The sequence below is a fragment of the Mesorhizobium sp. M8A.F.Ca.ET.207.01.1.1 genome (genome assembly GCF_004794715.1).
GTDB lineage: Bacteria > Pseudomonadota > Alphaproteobacteria > Rhizobiales > Rhizobiaceae > Mesorhizobium.
In genome coordinates, this window is record NZ_SRUS01000001.1 from 822,218 (window position 1) to 840,439 (window position 18,222).

Annotated in this window: 23 protein-coding genes and 2 tRNA genes; 15 read left to right on the top strand and 10 right to left on the bottom strand. The window is 61.9% G+C overall.

Features of this window, described 5'->3' with window-relative positions; genetic code table 11:
- The first annotated feature begins 17 nt into the window (after window positions 1–17).
- The gene (locus tag EN850_RS04205; protein WP_127280421.1) at window positions 18–713 is read left to right on the top strand and encodes a TetR/AcrR family transcriptional regulator; all 696 of its coding nucleotides are present in this window, start codon (window positions 18–20) and stop codon (window positions 711–713) included.
- A 9-nt stretch (window positions 714–722) separates the two neighbouring features.
- Here EN850_RS04205 and EN850_RS04210 read toward each other — a convergent pair whose 3' ends face one another.
- From EN850_RS04210 to EN850_RS04230, 5 genes are read right to left on the bottom strand one after another with little or no spacing between them, the layout of a single operon-like run.
- On the bottom strand, window positions 723–1,484 hold the full coding sequence (locus tag EN850_RS04210; protein ID WP_136090681.1) for an MBL fold metallo-hydrolase: 762 nt from the start codon (window positions 1,482–1,484) through the stop codon (window positions 723–725).
- Between the two features lie 2 nt (window positions 1,485–1,486).
- Entirely contained in the window at window positions 1,487–2,551 is a 1,065-nt protein-coding gene (locus EN850_RS04215; protein WP_135928779.1) for an ABC transporter ATP-binding protein, read from the bottom strand.
- Window positions 2,548–3,333 carry an ABC transporter permease gene (locus EN850_RS04220; RefSeq protein ID WP_136090682.1) on the bottom strand — a complete coding sequence of 262 codons (786 nt, stop codon included), beginning with the start codon at window positions 3,331–3,333 and terminating at the stop codon, window positions 2,548–2,550. The genes EN850_RS04215 and EN850_RS04220 overlap by 4 nt, the downstream gene beginning before the upstream one ends.
- Window positions 3,334–3,335: 2 nt before the next feature.
- Window positions 3,336–4,202 (bottom strand): ABC transporter permease, encoded by an 867-nt coding sequence (locus EN850_RS04225; protein WP_136090683.1) that lies wholly within the window; start codon window positions 4,200–4,202, stop codon window positions 3,336–3,338.
- Between the two features lie 13 nt (window positions 4,203–4,215).
- Entirely contained in the window at window positions 4,216–5,301 is a 1,086-nt protein-coding gene (locus EN850_RS04230; protein WP_136090684.1) for a spermidine/putrescine ABC transporter substrate-binding protein, read from the bottom strand.
- Window positions 5,302–5,392: 91 nt separating this feature from the next.
- Here EN850_RS04230 and EN850_RS04235 point away from each other — a divergent pair, with 91 nt between their 5' ends.
- Together EN850_RS04235 and EN850_RS04240 are read left to right on the top strand one after the other, a co-directional pair.
- Window positions 5,393–6,007 (top strand): TetR/AcrR family transcriptional regulator, encoded by a 615-nt coding sequence (locus tag EN850_RS04235; RefSeq protein WP_136090685.1) that lies wholly within the window; start codon window positions 5,393–5,395, stop codon window positions 6,005–6,007.
- A 124-nt stretch (window positions 6,008–6,131) separates the two neighbouring features.
- Complete coding sequence (locus tag EN850_RS04240; RefSeq protein WP_136090686.1) at window positions 6,132–6,701, top strand: DUF2569 family protein; 570 nt, start codon at window positions 6,132–6,134, stop codon at window positions 6,699–6,701.
- A gap of 58 nt (window positions 6,702–6,759) precedes the next feature.
- On the opposite strand, the gene EN850_RS04245 is transcribed toward EN850_RS04240, so the two are convergent.
- Window positions 6,760–6,835, bottom strand: a tRNA-Thr gene (locus EN850_RS04245).
- Between the two features lie 158 nt (window positions 6,836–6,993).
- Here EN850_RS04245 and EN850_RS04250 point away from each other — a divergent pair.
- From EN850_RS04250 to EN850_RS04260, 3 genes are all read left to right on the top strand, one after another.
- The gene (locus tag EN850_RS04250; protein ID WP_127279640.1) at window positions 6,994–7,161 is read left to right on the top strand and encodes a hypothetical protein; all 168 of its coding nucleotides are present in this window, start codon (window positions 6,994–6,996) and stop codon (window positions 7,159–7,161) included.
- 199 nt (window positions 7,162–7,360) lie between these two features.
- Window positions 7,361–7,582 (top strand): hypothetical protein, encoded by a 222-nt coding sequence (locus tag EN850_RS04255; protein WP_127279641.1) that lies wholly within the window; start codon window positions 7,361–7,363, stop codon window positions 7,580–7,582.
- 297 nt (window positions 7,583–7,879) lie between these two features.
- Entirely contained in the window at window positions 7,880–8,185 is a 306-nt protein-coding gene (locus tag EN850_RS04260; protein WP_127279642.1) for a BA14K family protein, read from the top strand.
- Window positions 8,186–8,271: 86 nt separating this feature from the next.
- On the opposite strand, the gene EN850_RS04265 is transcribed toward EN850_RS04260, so the two are convergent.
- The gene (locus EN850_RS04265; RefSeq protein WP_136090687.1) at window positions 8,272–8,703 is read right to left on the bottom strand and encodes a hypothetical protein; all 432 of its coding nucleotides are present in this window, start codon (window positions 8,701–8,703) and stop codon (window positions 8,272–8,274) included.
- A gap of 122 nt (window positions 8,704–8,825) precedes the next feature.
- On the opposite strand from EN850_RS04265, the gene EN850_RS04270 reads away from it, so the two are divergent.
- Entirely contained in the window at window positions 8,826–9,185 is a 360-nt protein-coding gene (locus EN850_RS04270; RefSeq protein WP_127279644.1) for a hypothetical protein, read from the top strand.
- Here EN850_RS04270 and bhcR read toward each other — a convergent pair whose 3' ends face one another.
- Window positions 9,186–10,007, bottom strand: coding sequence for an HTH-type transcriptional regulator BhcR (gene bhcR / locus EN850_RS04275; protein ID WP_135929163.1), 822 nt, complete (start codon window positions 10,005–10,007; stop codon window positions 9,186–9,188).
- Window positions 10,008–10,213: 206 nt separating this feature from the next.
- Here bhcR and gcl point away from each other — a divergent pair, with 206 nt between their 5' ends.
- The 3 genes from gcl (at window position 10,214) to EN850_RS04295 (ending at window position 13,975) form a co-directional block, all read left to right on the top strand.
- Complete coding sequence (gene gcl / locus EN850_RS04280) at window positions 10,214–11,995, top strand: glyoxylate carboligase (protein ID WP_136090688.1); 1,782 nt, start codon at window positions 10,214–10,216, stop codon at window positions 11,993–11,995.
- Between the two features lie 71 nt (window positions 11,996–12,066).
- On the top strand, window positions 12,067–12,864 hold the full coding sequence (hyi, locus tag EN850_RS04285; RefSeq protein ID WP_127280220.1) for a hydroxypyruvate isomerase: 798 nt from the start codon (window positions 12,067–12,069) through the stop codon (window positions 12,862–12,864).
- Window positions 12,865–13,000: 136 nt separating this feature from the next.
- Window positions 13,001–13,975 (top strand): 2-hydroxy-3-oxopropionate reductase, encoded by a 975-nt coding sequence (locus EN850_RS04295; RefSeq protein WP_127280218.1) that lies wholly within the window; start codon window positions 13,001–13,003, stop codon window positions 13,973–13,975.
- Between the two features lie 125 nt (window positions 13,976–14,100).
- Here EN850_RS04295 and EN850_RS04300 read toward each other — a convergent pair whose 3' ends face one another.
- Window positions 14,101–14,949 carry an RNA methyltransferase gene (locus tag EN850_RS04300; protein ID WP_135864256.1) on the bottom strand — a complete coding sequence of 283 codons (849 nt, stop codon included), beginning with the start codon at window positions 14,947–14,949 and terminating at the stop codon, window positions 14,101–14,103.
- 184 nt (window positions 14,950–15,133) lie between these two features.
- Here EN850_RS04300 and EN850_RS04305 point away from each other — a divergent pair.
- Window positions 15,134–15,218: transfer RNA gene (locus EN850_RS04305), tRNA-Tyr, on the top strand.
- A gap of 91 nt (window positions 15,219–15,309) precedes the next feature.
- Here the strand turns inward: EN850_RS04305 and EN850_RS04310 are convergent.
- Window positions 15,310–15,696 (bottom strand): hypothetical protein, encoded by a 387-nt coding sequence (locus tag EN850_RS04310; RefSeq protein ID WP_246689144.1) that lies wholly within the window; start codon window positions 15,694–15,696, stop codon window positions 15,310–15,312.
- Between EN850_RS04310 and EN850_RS36255 the strand changes: the two genes are divergently transcribed.
- From EN850_RS36255 to EN850_RS04330, 4 genes are all read left to right on the top strand, one after another.
- The gene (locus EN850_RS36255) at window positions 15,674–16,108 is read left to right on the top strand and encodes a hypothetical protein (RefSeq protein ID WP_189521830.1); all 435 of its coding nucleotides are present in this window, start codon (window positions 15,674–15,676) and stop codon (window positions 16,106–16,108) included. The genes EN850_RS04310 and EN850_RS36255 overlap by 23 nt on opposite strands.
- Window positions 16,109–16,362: 254 nt before the next feature.
- Window positions 16,363–16,794, top strand: coding sequence for a hypothetical protein (locus EN850_RS04320; RefSeq protein WP_136090742.1), 432 nt, complete (start codon window positions 16,363–16,365; stop codon window positions 16,792–16,794).
- Between the two features lie 387 nt (window positions 16,795–17,181).
- The gene (locus EN850_RS04325; RefSeq protein ID WP_136090691.1) at window positions 17,182–17,592 is read left to right on the top strand and encodes a DUF427 domain-containing protein; all 411 of its coding nucleotides are present in this window, start codon (window positions 17,182–17,184) and stop codon (window positions 17,590–17,592) included.
- Between the two features lie 11 nt (window positions 17,593–17,603).
- Complete coding sequence (locus tag EN850_RS04330) at window positions 17,604–18,212, top strand: isochorismatase family cysteine hydrolase (protein WP_127869378.1); 609 nt, start codon at window positions 17,604–17,606, stop codon at window positions 18,210–18,212.
- The last annotated feature ends 10 nt before the right edge of the window (window positions 18,213–18,222 follow it).

Here is an 18,222-nt window from a genome sequence, read left to right on the forward strand (position 1 = left end):
AAGGGAAATTGACGAAGATGGTGCAACGCAAAGCGACGGCAAAGCGCACGGTCGCGACAGCCAAGGGCAGGGCTTCGGCCAATGACGCCGCGCCCAAGGACCGCCGCCGCGAGCGCGGCGAAGCCAGCGTGCAGCGCATTCTCGACGCCACAATCGAGCTCATCGCTGAGGAGGGGCTGGCGAGCGTCACCATGCAGCGCATCGCCGAGCATGTCGGCTCGTCCAACGCCCTGGTGGTCTTTCACTTCCGCAGCAAGGAGAATTTGTTCAGGGCAGTGCTTCAGTATCTCAGCGATCAATATGACGCGCTGTGGCTCGCCCTGGTGCGGGCGCCCGGCCTGACGCCGGTCGAAAGGCTGCTGGGAGCAGTAGACTGCGCGCAACGCTTTGCCCGGCAGCATCCGAAATGGGTGTCGGTCTTTGTCGTGTTCTCCAGCGACCGCAAGAGCATGCAGATTTACAATGAAATCGGCCTGCCCAGCGATCTCGCCTACACCGCCGAAGCGCGGGAACTGCTGGTCGAGATTGCGCGCGACGGGGGTTACGGCGGCGTCGACATCCACACGCTGTCGGAGAGCCTGAATTACCTCGTTCACGGAGCATGGTACTGGGATCACCTCAACCCGTCCGGCCGCGACACCGACGTGCTGCGCAAGACCATGCTGCTGCTGCTGCATCAGGCCTTTCCACGGCATTTCGACTTGCTGCGGTAAACTCGCCCCTCAAGGGCTCTGCCGCAGATGGCAGCCGGCCTGCCGCTTCCGCGCCAGGTATTCGTCGATCAACTGGAGGTAGCGCACCTTGCCGAAGCTCGGGAAATGGCCGCCATGCACGACTGAGACGTCGAGATCGCGCATGGCGAGCAGTGTCGCCATGTAGTCGGAAATATCCGAGTGGTAGACATCATCGATCAGTGGGCCGTCATAGATGATGTCGCCGGACAGCAGGATGCCGGTCTTCTTCTCGTACAGCGCAATGCCGCCGGGCGAATGGCCTGGCGTGTGGACGACCTCGAAGGCGCGGTCGCCGAGATCGATGATGTCGCCATGCGCGAGCAGACGGCCGGCCGGCGCGGGCTGGATGCGGTAGCGTGCTGTTTCCCAGCCTTTTGGCTGGCGGTCGAACATGTCGTCGGTCGCATAGGTACCTGCAGCGGTCCATTCGTTGCGCGGATCGGCCAGGATTGCCGCTTCAGCCCCATGCACGCAGCGATCGGGGAATTCATGGTGGCAGCCGATATGGTCGAAATGCGTGTGGCTGGCGACGCAGGTCAGCTTGCGCTCGCTCACCAGGGGCACATGGGTGCGCAGGCTGAAATGGCCGAGACCACTGTCGAACAGGAGATCGCGGTCGCGGCCACGCACATGCCACATGTTGCAGCGGAAGAACGGCTTGATCCAGGGCTCGTGGATCAGCGTGATGCCGTCGGCTATGCGCATCGTCTCGTACCAGTCCGGTGCGTCGATGACCGCGAGCATGCCCATGTTCAATCCGCCAGCAGGATGATCTGGTCGGTATCGCACGAAATCGCCACCGTGTCGCCCGGCCGGACAGTGGCGGTAGCGGGCAGCTTGGCGATGAACTGCAAGGAGGGTTCTTCGACGGACGTCGCAAGCATGCGCTTGAAACTGCCCTGGAAGACGACGTCGCTCACGTCCGCCTTGCCGAGCTTCGTGCCACCCGAAGTCGTGCCCAGCACGAGGTGCTCAGGCCGTATGGCCAATGCGGCCGCCGACCCCAACGGCAACGCACTGGGCAGCAACACCGGTCCGACCGGCGTCGCGACGGTGCTCGTCCGGTCCCCGGTCTCCACGACCGTGCCGGCGAGGATCGTGCTCTCGCCCATGAAGGTCGCGGAAAAGCGGGTCGCCGGCCTGGCATAGACGCGCTCGGGCGGGCCTTCGTCCTCGATGCGGCCATCATTCATCACCACGCAATGGTCGGCCAGCGCCATCGCTTCTTCCTGGTCGTGGGTGACATGAATGAAGGCGGTGCCGACGCGCTTCTGGATCGCCTTCAATTCGTCCTGCATCTGGCGGCGCAGTTTGAGGTCGAGCGCGCCGAGCGGCTCATCGAGCAGGAGCACTGCCGGCTCGATGACCAGCGCGCGTGCCAGCGCGACGCGCTGGCGCTGGCCGCCGGAAAGCTGGTGCGGCTTCTTGTCGAAGGCGGCGGCCAGCCCCACGAGCGCCAGTGCTTCGTGTGCTTTTGCCGCCCGCGTCGCGCCGTCGACCCCCTGCATGCGCAGGCCGAAGCCGACATTGCCGCCGACGCTCATATGCGGGAACAGCGCATAATCCTGGAAGACCGTCGTCGTCGGGCGCTTGGCCGGCGGCACGTAGGTACAGTCCTGGCCGCGGATGAGAACCTTGCCTTCGCTGGGGTTGACGAACCCGCCGAGAATGGAGAGCAGCGTCGTCTTGCCGGAACCGGATGGTCCGAGCAGGATCGTATAGCTGCCGGAATCGATCGTCAGCGAGACGTTTTTCAGCACGGGATGCTGGCCGAAGCGGTGCGAGACGTCGCGGATATCGACCAGGGGCGCGTTCATGCCGGCTTTCTCCGCCGCAGCAAGGTCAGTTCGAACAACACCACCAGCACGATCGAGACGGCAAAGACCAGCGACCCGACGGCGTTGGTCTTGGGGTTGAGGCCGGAGCGCAGCAGGTTCCAGATTTCCACCGGCAGCGTGGTGTCGAAGCGGGTGAGCAGGAAGGAGATAACGAACTCATCCCAGGAGAAGGTCATCGACAGGAAGAAGCCGGCGAAAATGGCCGGCGCCATCACCGGCACGCTGATCAGCAGCAGCACCTTCCATTCAGGCGCGCCAAGATCGCGTGCGGCGCGCTCGATGTTGATCTGGTGGTCGCCCATCTGGCTGTAGATGATGGCAAAGCACAGCGGCAGGTTGATCACGACATGGCCGATGCCGGCGGCAAGCAGCGACTTCGGCACGCCGGCCCAGTTGAACAGCACCAAAAGCCCCATGCCGATGATGAGGTAGCTCACCGTCAACGGCAGTGTGATCAGCCCGCGCAGCAGACCCGAGCCGGGCAGCACAAAACGCGCGAAACCCCAGGCCGAAAGGAAGCCGAGCGTGACGGCCGTGGCCGAGGAAAGCACCGCGACCGACAGCGAATTGACGAGTGCCGACGTCAGCCGCCTATCTGAGAGAACAGCCTCGTACCAGCGCAGCGACGGGCCGGTGAACGGCGGAATCGGGAAGGAGGTCGATTGCAGCGAGAACAGCACCAGCACGACGACCGGCAGGAAGATGAAGCCATAGACGGCAAGCGCGTAAATCCACGAAGCGATGCGGACAATCCTGTGCATGCTCAGGCCCGCTCGATCTTCAGCCAGCGGGCGCAGGCGAGGTAGGCAATGGTGACGACCGCCATCAGGATGATCGACAGCGCCGAGGCCAGCGGAAAGTCGCCGCGACGGCCGATCTGCATCATCACCAACTGCGGCATCAGAAGCTCGTTGTTGCCGCCGAGGATTTGCGGTGTGATGTAGTCGCCGATGCACAGCACGAAGGTGAGGAACGCGCCCACCATGATGCCCGGCAAGGTCAGCGGCAGGATGACATGCAGGAAGGTGCGCACCGGCCCGGCGCCGAGATCGGCGGCGGCCTTGCGGTAGCTTGGGCTGAGCTGCTTCAGATTGGCGAAGATGGTCAGCGTCAAGAGCATGACGAAGAAATGCACGAAGCCGGTGACGGTGGCCAAGCGCGTATTGGCGAGTTGCAGCGGCTCGCTGATCAGGCCTGAGCCGGTCAGCGCGCGGTTGATGACGCCGTTCTGCGCCAGCACCAGCAGCCACGAATAGGAGCGCACGACATAGGAGGTCCAGAACGGCAGCACGGCCAGCATCAGCGCCAGCCGCTGCCAGCGCTCCGGCACCTGCTCGGCCAGGATCCAGGCGAAGGGATAGGCGAGCAGCACGGAGACCACGGTGACAATGGCGGTAACCTGCAGCGAGTTCACCATCGCCTGCCAGTAGGAGGGATTGCTGAAGAACTGGCTGTAGTTGGCAAGCGTGAAGCCGCCGTTCTCATGCGACGTGAGGCTCGAAAACCCCATGGCCACGAACGGGAGCACGAAGAACAGCAGCGTCCAGCCAAGTGCCGGCGTGACCAGCGCCCAGGGCAGGGCGCGTCCCGCCCGGTGCAGGGTACGCCCGCTGTTTCCCGCAGAGTTCATGAGCCGCGGTCGCTCATTTCGCCTGCAGCATTTCGGTCCACATGTCCTGCATCTTCTTGTCGAGGTCGGCATTGGGCGCCGGATAGGCCTGCGCACGGGCGAGGAAGCCAGGCTGCTCGTCGAAGCGCAAGACCTTCTTCTGGTCGTCGGTCAGTGTGGCCTTGGTGTTGGACGGCATGCCCCAATAGCAGGAAGAGGTGGCAAGCCGCGCCTGGCCTTCCGGGCTCATGATGTACTGGATGAATTTCAGCGCCATGTCCTTGTTCTTGGAATCCTTGAACATGGCGAGCGACTGCGACCACAGCACCGCACCCTCTTTCGGAATGGAGAAGTCCAGCGCCGGGTTTTCCTTCGCAAGGCCAGCCGTCACCCATTCGCCGCCGCCGACCAATATGTCGACCTCGCCGGTCGCCAGCGCCGTCTGGCTGGCGGTCACTTCACCGACCAGCTTCGCATTGGCCTTCATCTTGAGAAGCTCTGCCTTGAGGGCGGGCAGATCGGCTTCGCCGAGGTCGGCCGTCTTCTTGCCGATGGCGAGAGCGGCCATGCCGATCACGGGAAGATAGTAGTCGTAGATGGCGACCTTGCCCTTGTATTTGTCACTGCTCAGCGACGCCAAGGACTGCATGTCGGCCGGGTCGACCTTGGTCTTGTTGAAGCCGATCGTATTGTAGCCGAATTTTTCGGTGATGCCGTAGCGCTTGCCGCCGACGACGGTCGATCCGTCCATCTTCACCTGCGGGAAGAGGTCGGCGAAGGGCAGCTTGTCTTCCGGCAGCGGCTCGAACAGGCCCTTTTCGACGCCGCGCGGCACGTCGATGCTGTCGATCACCATCACGTCCCAATCGCCCGGCTGCGACTGCTCGACGATGGCGAGGCCGGCGCCGGTGCCTTCGAATTCCTTGACGTTGACCTTGACGTCGTTGGCGTCTTCGAACGGCTGCAGCAGCGCCGGATCGGAATGATCGCACCAGATCAGCGCGTTGAGATCGGCGGCCTCGGCAAGGCTGCCGGCCGCAAGCAGCAATGCCGTGGCGGCGCACGCGGCCTGCAGCCGGCGCTTCAGGACGGAAAGCGGATTTCCGGATTTGACGGACATCGAGTGTTCTCCCTTGCCTTTATGGCTTCTTGCAAAAAATTGAACCAATTCTAAAATTGAGTCAATTCGATTTTTGTGGCAAGAGGCTGATATGAGCGGATTGCGGGCACGGCAAAAGGCGGACCGTCACCGGCGCATCATCGATGCTGCTGCGGCACTTTTCCGCGAGGCCGGCTATGAGGGCGCCAAGATCGAGGCGATCGCCGCGCAGGCCGAAGTGTCGATCGGCACCATCTACAATTACTACCAGAACAAGGGCGACATCCTCGGCGCCATCGTCTCGCTGGAGGTCAATGAGGTGCTCAATGCCGGGCGCGGCGTGGTCGCCCGGCCGCCGGCCAATGTCGGCGACGCGCTGGACACGCTGATCGGCATCTATATCGAGCACTCGCTGCACTATCTCAGCAAGGAGATGTGGCGGCAGGCAATGGCGATCTCGACGCAACTGCCCGACAGCCCGTTCGGCCAGGCCTACACCGGCCTCGATCGCTCGCTCACCGAACAGATCCGCGCGCTGATCGCCCGGCTGCAGGAGATTGGCCTGGTGCGGCAGGACATCGACGGCACGGCGCTTGGCGAACTGATCTTCAACAACATGAACATGATGTTCATCGAATTCGTGAAACGCGAAGAGGCTAGGATACCGGAGCTGAGGGCGGCGATACGCAGGCAGAACAGGATATTGGTGGCGGCGATCGGAGTGTGAGGGAGTCATGAGCAGGCAGGAGAAGTCGTCGCTTCGGCGTCACACGTCGTCTTACCCAAAGCTTGGCCCTTGAGTTGAGCTTGAAATCTGATACAACTTAGAGGGGCATAAAAGGGAGGGGTAAATGGGGGCGTTTTCCATCTGGCATTGGGCGATCGTGCTGCTGTTGATCGGCGTGCCTGTTTTCTTTGCTGTTCGATCAGCCGCGAAGCCGTCACAGAATCCTGAGGCTCTTGTGGGCTTCGGCGGCTGGCTGATGCTGCTGGCTATCGGTCAGACATTGTCACCGCTGCGCACACTCGCCGACTTCGCCAGCTCGGCCGACGGCTACCAGCAACTCATGATCCTCCCGAATGGCTCCCTGGCCGTGTATGGCGAGGTTGCTCTTAATCTGGCATTCCTGGCGCTTCAGCTGGTTGTGCTGGTGGCAATGCTGCGGCGAAGCCGACGGTTCCCGCAATTGTTTCTGCTTCAGTGGCTTGCGATCCCCGTCGTTTTTATCCTGGACACGATCTGGATCGCATCAATTCTGGGGGTCCCGGTGAACCAGGTGCTCGCAGGCGATGCACTGGCGGCACCCGTGGCCTCGTTTGCGGGAACCGGACTCTGGGTTGCTTATCTCTATAAGTCTATGAGGGTGAGGAATACGTTCACCAGGACGAACGTGTCGGCCCAAATCGCGAGCGCCTCGTAAGGGTGCCCGCAATCGCGCTCGCAAGTCTTTGGCTCTCGGGGTAATCGTTGGTCAGAACTGGTGCCCCCGGACGGAATCGAACCGCCGACCTTCGGTTTACAAAACCGCTGCTCTACCAGCTGAGCTACAAGGGCACGGCGCTCCGGTTAGCATATTTGTTGCGCCAGTAAAGACAAAACTCCGTTTTTGGACCTCAGCCGTGGTGGATGATGCTCCGAGCCTGCGTGCTGAAATCCGCGAAGGCGCTTCCTACATAACGGGGCAGGTGCAAATGCGCTGAACGGAGTGTCGCATGATACGGCTTGTCATCATTCTCCCTATCGTTGTCGTGGCATGGATGCTGCTGGTGAAGCTCATCAGTGACGTGAAGAAGGCCAATGTTGACTGGACCGGCGTCACCACGATCATCGGCTTCATCGCGCTCGCTTTCTGGCTGCGCCATATCACCGGCATGGGGTGAGAAAATAGGGAATAGGGAATGGGGGTTGCATCGTTCGGATGCGCATGGTGCCGTTTCGCTACTGCCTACTGCCTACTGCCTACTGCCTACTGCCTACTGCCACAAAAAATCTCCTGATCCTGTCGAACCTTTCGCTGCCCAACGCCGACTGATCCTCAGAGGCGAATGGTCGCCTCGATCAGAGATCCAGGAGATCATCATGTTCAAGCGCAGTTTCGTTTCCGGCCTCCTCGCCATCGTCGTTGCAACCGGCGCGCTCGCCAGCACCGTTCAGTCTTCGTCGGCTCATGGCATGCATCGCCATCATCATTACGACGACTACCTCTACTACCAGGATTACCCGGACTACCCGGATTACTGGTGGGTCTATGGCCACCATCACCATCACCATCATCATCGCCACCACATCATCATCTACTGAGCGCAGTCTCGCGGCGTGATTGAAGACACCAGTGCAGGAAAGGGCGGCTTCGGCCGCCCTTTTGCATGGATACGGCGCTTCCTGTCGCCGCCACGGGCGATGACGCGATTGGCGCAATGTGCCGAAGCGCACGGGTCTCGATGATCAACGCCGGCGAGGGCCGCCGCGCCTTTTCAGGCAGCGGATTCCTGCTTGTTCGAAAAAAATCAAAACCCCGTCGAACCTTTTTCAATGCCGCGGCGACAGATGATCAAGAGGCGGATGGATCGCCTCGGTCAACGAAGCAAGGAGATCGTCATGTTCAAGCGCACACTCGTTTCCGGCCTCATCGCCACCACCGTCGCCGCCGCCGCTTTGGTCGGCACCGTCCAGCCCTCGGCGGCTCACTCGCATCACCACGACCTCGGCATCGGCATCGCCGCCGGCGTCGGCGGTTTCGTCCTGGGCAGCCTGCTTGCCCAGCAGCAGCCGCGCACTGTCTATGTCGACGAAGATGGCGGTTCCTGGCACGTCCGCCGCTGCTTCGAGCGCTACGCGAGCTACGATCCGGATTCCGACACCTATATCGGCCATGATGGCTACAGCCACTATTGCCGGCTCTGAGGGGAGGCAGACGACAGGAAAGTGGACCAACGACAGGAAAGAGGGGTTGCTAGGCAGCCCCTCTTTGTCGTTTGAACACCGTCTTTCTAGAGGTGCGTCTTCGTGTCGGTGTCGAGGGTCGGCAAACCGGCCGCGCGGCAGGAGCCGCCAATTTGAAGCCGGGCAGCCTCCGCCTCGTCGCCCATCGCCACCAGTTCAAAGCTGCTTGCGGCTTCCGGATAGACCTTGGCGATGAATGGCTTGTCGCCATGGACGCCGGGCGAGGCCTTGGCGCTGACGGTGCCGCAGACCACGATTTCCTGGCGGCCGTCCAGCGTTCGCTCGCCGGCGAGCATCGTCCCGAACTTGGCGGAGGCCGGATCCGGCAGGTGTTGGCGGACACCGGACGTGATGATCTCCTCCAGCGCCAGCGAGATCGGAATGGGATTGACGCGTTGGTCGCCGGCATCGGGTCGAGGTGCCGCCGCCACGCACCCGTAAAGTGAAGTCACAAGCAAAAGCTGAACCGGTTTCCTCATTCGCGCCCTTTCGCATGCATCCAGGCGCCACGGCAAGACGGTCAAATCCCATGCGGCCGGCGGTATACAGCGATTTTCGGAGCGTCTAGTCTTATCCCGGTGCCAACTGAGGGGAGGGTGGCTTGGACGAGCAGGACCCGAAAGAAGACCTGATCGAAACGGTTTTCCGCAACGGCACGGTCACCACTGTCGGCATCCTGCTGGCATTTTCGTTGGGCTTCATAACCCATTGGGCCGCCAACCCGATCCCGTGGCAGACCTACCACCTTGTCGCCGTTCTGCCGATCCTGGTCGGCATCGCCTTGCAGATGCGGGCACTGTCGCTGCTGCTCGACACAAGATCCCTGCAGCGGCGGGTCTATGAGCGTGCCAACCGCATCTTCATGGCCGGCCTCGTCTTCACCGCCTGCGGTGTCGGCATGGCGATCCTGCTCGATTTCTTCGACATAGCGGCCAAAAGCGCGCTGCCCGGCGCGGGTTGATCAGCCGGCTTGCACGCCGCCGATCATCCGCGTCACTTCGGTTGCCGCATTGCGCACCAACGGTCCGATCTCGGCCAGCCGCTCCGGCGTCACCCGGACCGTCGGCCCCGACACCGAAACCCCGCCGATCGGTTCGCCATACTCGTTGAAGATGGCGGCGGCGACGCAACGCATGCCGGGGTGGCGCTCCTCGTCGTCGACCGACCAACCGCGATGCTTGATAACAGCCAGATCGTGGGCGAGGGCGGAGATGTCGGACAGGGTCTTGTCCGTATAGCGCTGCAGGCCCGCCTTGCGCAGGATGGTTCCGACGCGCTCCGGTTCGAGATGCGCCAGCACCGCCTTGCCGATGCCGGAGGCATGGAAGGGGCTGCGCGTGCCGGGCCGGAAGAAGGCGCGGATCGCCTGATGCGTCTCGACCTGGCTGACGAAGACCACGCAGTCATCTTCGGCGACGCCGAGATTGGCGGTCTCGCCGGTATTCTCCATCAATTCCTGCATGACGACGCGGGCGCGGTCGACCAGCTTGCGGCGGCGCAGGAACGCCGCGCCCATGCGGTAGGTCTCGACACCGATCGACCAGAGCTGGTCTGACGTATCGAACTCGACCATGCTGTGGTTTTCGAGTGTCGTCAGCATGCGGTAGGCCGTGGAAGCGGCGAGCCCGCTTTGCGCCGATATCTCGCTCAGCGACAGGCCGCTGCCTTCCGCGACAATGGCCAGGATACGCAAGGCCCGGTCGAGCGATTGCACCGAGGAAGCTTCGGCTGGACCGTTGAAGGAGCGCGGGCGCCCGCGCTGACGTTTTTCGCTGGTTTCCATGGTCGGCATTTTCGGCTGTTTCTCCAAAGATGCAATGAAAAAGTTTTTCATGAAATTTCGGTGCAAATCCTGGAAAAGGGAAAAGGAAACAAAATCAGTTGGTAGAAGCTGTTTTCTAGAAATGAAAAAATATTCTGGAAAAATTGAAAAATTACCCGCCCGGTGACATCCTTAGCCATCCAACAATCATCTCGTGGAGGCTGGAAATGGCCAGGATGCGCGCTGTCGATGCCGCTGTTCTCGTTCTCGAAAAGGAAGGCATTTCCTGCGCCTTCGGCGTGCCGGGCGCGGCGATCAATCCGCTGTATTCCGCGATGAAGGCGAGGGGCACCATCCGCCATGTCCTTGCCCGTCACGTCGAGGGCGCCTCGCATATGGCCGAAGGCTATACCCGCGCCAAGACGGGCAATATCGGTCTTTGTATCGGCACTTCGGGGCCGGCCGGCACCGACATGATCACCGGGCTCTATTCGGCCGCGGCCGATTCCATTCCGATCCTGTGCATCACCGGACAGGCGCCGCGCGCGCGCCTCAACAAGGAGGATTTCCAGGCCGTCGACATCGCCGCCATCGCTGCGCCCGTCGCCAAATGGGCGGTGACGGTGATGGAGCCCTATCTGGTGCCGATGGCGCTGCAGAAGGCGTTCCACTTGATGCGCTCGTCGCGCCCAGGTCCGGTGCTGATCGACCTGCCGGTCGACGTCCAGCTGGCCGAGATCGAGTTCGACATCGATGCCTATGAGCCGCTGGCGCCGTTCAAGCCGGCGATGACCCGCGCCCAGGCTGAAAAGGCGCTGGCGATGCTCAATGGGGCTGAGAAGCCGCTGATCGTCGCCGGCGGCGGCATCATCAATGCCGACGCGTCCGACCTGTTGATCGAATTTGCCGAGATTGCGGGCGTTCCGGTCATCCCGACGCTGATGGGCTGGGGCGCCATCCCCGACGACCACCGGCTGATGGCCGGGATGTGTGGACTGCAGACCTCGCACCGTTACGGTAATGCGACGATGCTGGAAGCCGACTTCGTCTTCGCCATCGGCAACCGCTGGGCCAACCGCCACACCGGCTCGGTGGACGTCTATACCAGGGGAAAAAAATTCATCCATGTCGACATCGAGCCAACGCAGATCGGCCGTGTCTTCGCGCCCGATCTCGGCGTTGTCTCGGATGCGGGTGCGGCGCTGAAGATCCTGCTCGACGTCGCCACCGAGTGGAAGACGGCGGGCAAGCTGCGCGACTGGTCGGGCTGGGCCAAGGAATGCCAGGACCGCAAGAAGACCATGAAACGCAAGACCCATTTCGACCAGGTGCCGCTGAAGCCGCAGCGTGTCTACGAGGAGATGAACAAGGCGTTTGGCCGCGACGTCACCTATGTCACCACGATCGGCCTGTCACAGATTGCCGGCGCGCAGTTCCTGCATGTCTACAAGCCGCGTAACTGGATCAATTGCGGCCAGGCCGGCCCGCTCGGCTGGACCCTGCCGGCAGCACTCGGCGTGCGCGCCGCCGATCCCGACCGCACCATCGTGGCGCTGTCGGGCGACTATGATTTCCAGTTCATGATCGAGGAACTGGCCGTCGGCGCGCAGCACAAGCTGCCCTACATCCATGTCGTCGTGAACAACGCCTATCTTGGCCTGATCCGCCAGGCGCAGCGCGGCTTCTCGATGGACTATGAGGTGAGCCTGGCCTTCGAGAACATCAACCGGACTGACGATCCGGAGGCCGGCTACGGCGTCGACCATGTCGCCGTCGCCGAGGCGATGGGCTGCAAGGCGGTCAGGGTGCGCAAGCCGGAGGAATTCGCCGGCGCCTTCAAGCAAGCGGAGCGGTTGATGAAGGAACACCAGGTTCCAGTCGTGCTCGAATTCATTCTCGAACGCGTCACCAACATCTCGATGGGCACCGAGATCGACAAGATCACCGAATTCGAGGACCTTGCCGAACGTCAGGAAGACGCGCCGACCGCGATCGTGATGCTCGACTGATTTTGTTTGAGCATCGGATTGCCCCAAAACTGGTTTCCACTTTTGGGTCCGATACTCCAGGGAGAAAAAGAATGCCGCGTTTTTCAGCCAATCTGTCGATGCTCTTTGGCGAGGACGATTTCCTCGACCGCTTCGATGCCGCCGCCCGCGCCGGCTTCAAGGGTGTCGAATATATCGGCCCTTATGATCATGCGCCCGAGGTGGTCGCCGCCCGCCTGAAAAAGAACGGCCTGACCCAAGTGCTGTTCAACCTGCCTGCGGGCGACTGGGCCAAGGGCGAGCGCGGCATCGCCGTGCTGCCGGACCGCGTGCCGGAGTTCCGCCAGGGCATCGCCAAGGCGATCGCCTATGCGCAGGCGCTGGATTGCAAGCAGGTCAACTGCCTGGCCGGCATTGCGCCGCAGGGCATTGCACGGGACACGCTTGAAAATGTCTTCGCCGAAAACCTTGCCTTCGCGGCGGAGAAACTGGAGCAGGCCGGCATCAAGTTGCTGATCGAACCGATCAACACGCGCGATATCGAGGGTTTCTTCCTCAATTATTCCGACCAGGCGCTAGCGCTGATCGACCGCATCGGCTCCAAGAACCTGTTCCTGCAATACGACATCTACCACATGCAGATCATGGAGGGGGATCTCGCCCGTACCATCGAAGCGAACCTTCCCCGCATCGCGCATATCCAGCTTGCGGACAATCCCGGCCGTCACGAGCCGGGGACGGGCGAGATCAATTTTCCTTTCCTCTACGAACACATCGACCGGATTGGTTATTCCGGCTGGGTGGGTGCGGAATACAAGCCAAAGGCGGGTACGGACGCCGGGCTGGGCTGGTTTCGGGAATTAGCCGGGCAGGGAAGCGCGGCGGCTTAGCCGTCGGGAACTACCAACGTCGGCGCTGCTCCTCACCCTTGCCCTCTCCCCGTGAAGAACGGGGAGAGGGGATCGCCAGCGTCGGAGCGCTTCCCTTCTCCCCGTCACTATACGGGGAGAAGGTGCCGGCAGGCGGATGAGGGGCAGCGCCAGCCTTTCGACGAAGTCGAACGAGATATTCAGGAGAACCACAATGGAAACCATAGGCTTCATCGGCCTCGGCATCATGGGCGCGCCGATGGCGGGGCACCTGCTCGATGCCGGCTATAGGGTCATCGCCAGTGACCATCGCTCGAAGCCACCAGCCGATCTTGCCGCCAAGGGGCTGAAGACTGTCACCGGCCATGCCGCCGTGGCCAAGGCGGCCGACATCATCATCACCATGGTTCCCGACACACCGCAGGTGGCCGACGTTCTGTTCGGCGACAACGGCGTTGCCGTTGGCCTCTCCGAAGGCAAGCTCGTCATCGACATGAGCTCGATCTCGCCGATCGAGACCAAGGAATTCGCAAAAAAGATCAACGAGCTCGGCTGCGACTATCTCGATGCGCCGGTTTCGGGCGGCGAAGTCGGGGCCAAGGCCGCATCCCTCACCATCATGGTCGGCGGCGACGAAAAGACCTTCGAGCGCGCGAAACCCGTGTTCGAGAAAATGGGCAAGAACATCACTTTGGTCGGGCCGAATGGCGTCGGACAGACGACCAAGGTCGCCAATCAGATCGTCGTCGCGCTGACCATTGAAGCCGTCGCCGAAGCGCTTGTTTTTGCATCGAAAGCCGGCGCAGACCCGGCCAAGGTCAGGCAAGCGCTGATGGGCGGGCTGGCAGCGTCGCGCATTCTCGAAGTGCATGGCGAGCGCATGGTCAAGCGCACTTTCGCGCCGGGCTTCCGCATCGAACTGCACCAGAAGGATCTCAACCTGGCGCTGGAGGGTGCGAAGGCGCTCGGCGTGTCGCTGCCCAATACATCGACCACCCAGCAGTTGTTCAACTCCTGCGCCGCCAATGGCGGGGCGAAGGAGGATCACTCGGCGCTGGTCAGGGCGCTGGAGCGGATGGCCAATTTCGAGGTCGGCGGCGAGGCGGCTGAAGTGAAGGGCAAAGCGGCATAGGGCGGGGGAGGGCGGCACAATGTTCCCAGGCCGCCAGCTCTTGTCCTACACAAGAACGGGTTCCAGCGCTGTCGCTGGAACCCGTTTCTCGTTTCGAGATGTTTTGGCAGGCGGCTTGCCGCGGCTCAGCCGCGCTTCAGAAATGCCCGCGCCGCATAAAGGCTCACCGCCGCGGCGTTCGACACGTTGAGCGAGCGGATGGCGCCGGGCATGTCGAGGCGGGCCAGTGTCGTCACCGTCTCGCGCGTCTTCTGGCGTAGGCCCTTGCCCTCGGCGCCGAGTACCAGTGCTATCCTGTCGCCGGCAAAGCTGGTTTCGAGTTCCGCCTGCCCGTCCGAATCGAGCCCGATGGTCTGGAAGCCGGCCTCGTGCAGTTGGCCGAGCGCGTCGGCGAGGTTCTTCACCTCGATCTGGTCGATATGCTCCAGCGCGCCGGAGGCGGATTTCGCCAGCACGCCCGATTCTTGCGGGCTATGGCGCGCCGTGGTGATCAGCGCGCCGGCGCCGAAGGCGACCGCCGAACGCAGGATGGCGCCGACATTGTGCGGATCGGTGACCTGGTCGAGCACCAGCACCAGCCTGGTGTCGCCAAGCGCGTCGAGGCGCTTGGGCTTCAGCGGCTCGGCCTCTATCAGCACGCCCTGATGCACGGCGTCCGACCCGGTGACCTTGTCGATGTCCCTGGGTTCGACCAGTTCCGCCTTGAAGGGCAGGGCGGCAAGATCACCGATCTCGAGCCGTTCGGCGGCATTGCGTGTCACCAGCATTTTTTTGATCCGGCGGCGTGGATTGTCGAGCGCGGCTCGCACAGTGTGCAGGCCATAAAGGCGCACCAGGCCATCCCCGGCGTTTTCGCCCGGTGGTACGGGTTGGCGAGGCCTGAACGCCGGCGCGCCGCCGCTTTTCTCGTCGCGAAAGGCGCGGCGCAGCTTGGCGTAGTGGGTGTCTTTCGGGGTGTTGGAATTGTTGCTCATGGCCGGCTTCTATAGCCGTCTCCTCCCGCCAAGGATATGCCCTGTCGCCGCAGCCGGCGAACAACATCGAAAAACCCTTCCTGCGCGGTTGACACCCACTGGCCTTGCCGCCATAAGGCGCTTCGCTGATTTCGGAGAAGACAACTCGGGTCCGGATCGGCGTGAATGGCTCCGGCGGCAGACTGGAGAGGTGCCCGAGTGGTTAAAGGGGACGGACTGTAAATCCGTTAGCTTAGCTTACGTTGGTTCGAATCCAACCCTCTCCACCACTGCCGGCCCGGAAGCCCTGAAACGTGAAAAACATCGGATCGGAAAGGTGCATCGCGCTTTTCGGGTAAATCCGGCACCCCGGGGTGCCGATCACGTTGTCGTCTGGATGATCAATGTCAGCGTGCCATCACCATCGATGTTGGCGGCCACGACCTGTGAAGAGTTGAGCCCGTTCGCCCTCAGCGCCGTTGTTGCCTGAGGCGATGCGTCGATGGAGTTCTGCAGCCGCAGCAGATCTTCCGCACTTGTCTGGGTAATCACGGCTTCCGCCTGCGCTTTGATTTCCGCGGGCAGATCCTCGACGGCGACAATGGCAACACCGGTGAAATTCTGGTCGGCAGCCCCTTGCTCGGGCAGCGGTATCTGGTCCGGCTCGGGCTCCGAGGGTGCCGTCTGAGGAACGGGTGTCAGCAGAGGAACCTGCGGGCTGATGGCTTGCCCATGGAGGGGCTGCGTGACGCCCACTCCGGAAAGCACGGCAACTATCATCAACATCCGCATCGTCGTTCCCTGCTTTTTTCGAAACGTCGAGGACAACCCTTGTGCCGGGCGATGGTTCCGTACCACGGCAGCCGCTGCGCAATTTCAGTCGCCCGCTTGCCGCTGGAGCGGCTGGTTTGGAATCGTGCCTCCCTACGAAATCGACAATTGGTTCCAAATGCGCGATCATTGGAAAATGGGACGCCAATTGGACGACAAACTCGATTGCAAGGCTTGCGGGACGATCCAGATGGACATTCCCGACGATGCCAAGGAGTCGACGCCAATTTATTGCAGCAATTGCGGTGCCTTCCTCGGCGAATGGGGTGAATTGCAGGACGATTTCTACCGCCAGGCTCGCGGCACCGAAGCATTCGACCTGCGCGACGGGAACATTATCAAGAAGTAGGATGCGATAAACGCAACCTCCGGACTGCCCGCCGGGGTGCTAGGTCGCTATGGGAGACCGGCCCTCTATCAGCAGAGGCCCGCAGAGGTTCATAGAATGCGCGCCTTTCAGTGACCGCTGTCAGCGCATTTAGGATCCGGTCAGTCGCGTTCGGTGGCGCCGAATTCTTCCGGTTTCGCGCCTTGTCGAAGCACAGCCGCGCGATAATTTCCTTGAAGGCGTGGGCGCTTCTCCCTTCACGACAGGAGTTGACCATGAAACACCAGACACTCGACCAACTGCAGGCCGTCGCCAGGATTGAATCCTCGGCGCCACATTCGGAAATGATCCGAGAAGAGCGGATCGCGCGATGGGCCGAACTTCTCGATCAGAATCCCGAGCGATGCCTTGGCGCGTTTAGAGGGACCGAACATCTGCATCCGGAGGTACGCGCCATGGCACGCGGCGAAGGGTCGGCGATCGCTGTTGCCTTCGAAGACCCGGTGCTGCGCGCGTCGGGTCTAAGGGATGACACTTATGGCGAGGCCAAGCGCTTCTTCGAACTGAATGACTGGCAACTGCACGACATCGTTTGCGATTGTCACGTAGGCGCCACCATGAAAGCGGGGTGGGCCGCCGCTCGGGTCCGCGCGACAATTGGCGGCAACAGGTTTCTTGCCTGGTTGAGGCAAAGGATCATGTTCTGATGCGTGCCGGGCGGCTCAGGTGAGGACCGTCATCTGTTCGCGACCGCACGGTGCGACCCACCTGATCCGTCTTGTCGATCAGTCCCTGTGTTCGTGGCATAGCCGAACGGCTGCACGTTACTCCTTCTGCGTCCCGCCGGCGACGGCGGCGGCAGACGGGCACTGTGCGTCCTACAGACGTTGGTCCTGGACGCTGTCGGGGACTTCCAACACGTGAGGCCTCACAAGAGGTTTCGCGGCTGTTGATGTGCTTTCTCAACAGTTTCGGCAGCTGATAATCGCTGCTCAGCGGTCCATTCGGCTTCAATCGCACAAGCTGGAACCTGATGCATCACCGCGCATTTCGTCTCCATTGGTGGATCGAAACGATAGCCAGGGAGAATTCGGATGCAAACTTCAGCCGCAACTTCAGGACACGACTTTCGCCAACTGACCATAGAATCGTTTGCCGGAACGGTGACGGTGCGATTTTCCGACGCCGTGGTCGCGGCCACGGAGCACGCGAAAGTTCTCAGGGAAGAGGGACAGGAGCCGACATTCTTTGTCCCTTTCGAGGACATCTATTTCGACCTTTTCGAAAAGACCAACACCACAAGCAGCTCACCGCTCAAGGGAACCGCGAGCTATTGGCGGGTCCATGCTGTCGGTAGCTCGGCCGACGACTTCATGTGGACATACGAGACGCCCGATACTGCAGCGCGGGCCATTGCAGGTCATGGCGCTTTCGATCCGCGAAAGGCGCGCATCGATGTCGACCCGATGGAGGACAAACGGCACACCCCCCATGTCATGGAATAGGATTATCTTCCATGTCGATGCCGGGCTTGGCATATGGTCCGTTGGGGCGCCGATGCATGCATGTCTGCGTGGATATGCAAAGGCTGTTTGCCGAGCCGTCGCAATGGGCGACCCCCTGGATCACCCGTGTCCTTCCTCAAATCGAGAGCCTGGTCGAAAGACGAGCGCCAGAGACCGTCTTCACGCGCTTCCTGCCCGCGCAAAAGCCCGGGCAGGGCGTTGGCACATGGAAGCGCTATTATGAGCGCTGGGCCTCGATGGCGATCGAAAATATCGGGTCCGAAATGGTCGACTTGTTGCCGGCACTGGCCGCTTACTGCCCGCCGGCGGCCGTCATCGACAAGCACATATACTCGCCCTGGTTCGAAGGTCACCTCAGGGCCTTTCTGAACGAACGCGACATCGACACGCTGGTCATCACCGGCGGCGAAACCGACGTGTGCGTTCTGGCTACGGTGCTCGGAGCGATCGATTTCGGCTATCGCGTGGTTCTCGTTACGGACGCGCTGTGCAGTTCTTCTGATGCCACGCATGACGCGCTGTTGACCGTTTATCACCAACGGTTCGCACAGCAGGTGGAGACGGTCGAGATGGAGACGGTTCTCTCGAACTGGGTCTGACTTGCCGGTC

Excerpts from the sequence above, each read along its gene's own strand:
- EN850_RS04260 (WP_127279642.1), top strand. The coding sequence starts at position 7,880 with ATGTTCAAGCGCACACTCGTTTCCGGCCTCATCGCCACCACCGTCGCC.
- EN850_RS04300 (WP_135864256.1), bottom strand. The coding sequence starts at position 14,949 with ATGAGCAACAATTCCAACACCCCGAAAGACACCCACTACGCCAAGCTG.
- gcl (WP_136090688.1), top strand. The coding sequence starts at position 10,214 with ATGGCCAGGATGCGCGCTGTCGATGCCGCTGTTCTCGTTCTCGAAAAG.
- EN850_RS04235 (WP_136090685.1), top strand. The coding sequence starts at position 5,393 with ATGAGCGGATTGCGGGCACGGCAAAAGGCGGACCGTCACCGGCGCATC.
- EN850_RS04210 (WP_136090681.1), bottom strand. The coding sequence starts at position 1,484 with ATGGGCATGCTCGCGGTCATCGACGCACCGGACTGGTACGAGACGATG.
- EN850_RS04225 (WP_136090683.1), bottom strand. The coding sequence starts at position 4,202 with ATGAACTCTGCGGGAAACAGCGGGCGTACCCTGCACCGGGCGGGACGC.
- EN850_RS04255 (WP_127279641.1), top strand. The coding sequence starts at position 7,361 with ATGTTCAAGCGCAGTTTCGTTTCCGGCCTCCTCGCCATCGTCGTTGCA.
- EN850_RS04330 (WP_127869378.1), top strand. The coding sequence starts at position 17,604 with ATGTCGATGCCGGGCTTGGCATATGGTCCGTTGGGGCGCCGATGCATG.
- EN850_RS04295 (WP_127280218.1), top strand. The coding sequence starts at position 13,001 with ATGAGGGGCAGCGCCAGCCTTTCGACGAAGTCGAACGAGATATTCAGG.
- EN850_RS04215 (WP_135928779.1), bottom strand. The coding sequence starts at position 2,551 with ATGAACGCGCCCCTGGTCGATATCCGCGACGTCTCGCACCGCTTCGGC.
- hyi (WP_127280220.1), top strand. The coding sequence starts at position 12,067 with ATGCCGCGTTTTTCAGCCAATCTGTCGATGCTCTTTGGCGAGGACGAT.
- EN850_RS04265 (WP_136090687.1), bottom strand. The coding sequence starts at position 8,703 with ATGAGGAAACCGGTTCAGCTTTTGCTTGTGACTTCACTTTACGGGTGC.
- EN850_RS04240 (WP_136090686.1), top strand. The coding sequence starts at position 6,132 with ATGGGGGCGTTTTCCATCTGGCATTGGGCGATCGTGCTGCTGTTGATC.
- bhcR (WP_135929163.1), bottom strand. The coding sequence starts at position 10,007 with ATGGAAACCAGCGAAAAACGTCAGCGCGGGCGCCCGCGCTCCTTCAAC.
- EN850_RS04325 (WP_136090691.1), top strand. The coding sequence starts at position 17,182 with ATGCAAACTTCAGCCGCAACTTCAGGACACGACTTTCGCCAACTGACC.
- EN850_RS04205 (WP_127280421.1), top strand. The coding sequence starts at position 18 with ATGGTGCAACGCAAAGCGACGGCAAAGCGCACGGTCGCGACAGCCAAG.
- EN850_RS04230 (WP_136090684.1), bottom strand. The coding sequence starts at position 5,301 with ATGTCCGTCAAATCCGGAAATCCGCTTTCCGTCCTGAAGCGCCGGCTG.
- EN850_RS04220 (WP_136090682.1), bottom strand. The coding sequence starts at position 3,333 with ATGCACAGGATTGTCCGCATCGCTTCGTGGATTTACGCGCTTGCCGTC.
- EN850_RS04250 (WP_127279640.1), top strand. The coding sequence starts at position 6,994 with ATGATACGGCTTGTCATCATTCTCCCTATCGTTGTCGTGGCATGGATG.
- EN850_RS04320 (WP_136090742.1), top strand. The coding sequence starts at position 16,363 with ATGAAACACCAGACACTCGACCAACTGCAGGCCGTCGCCAGGATTGAA.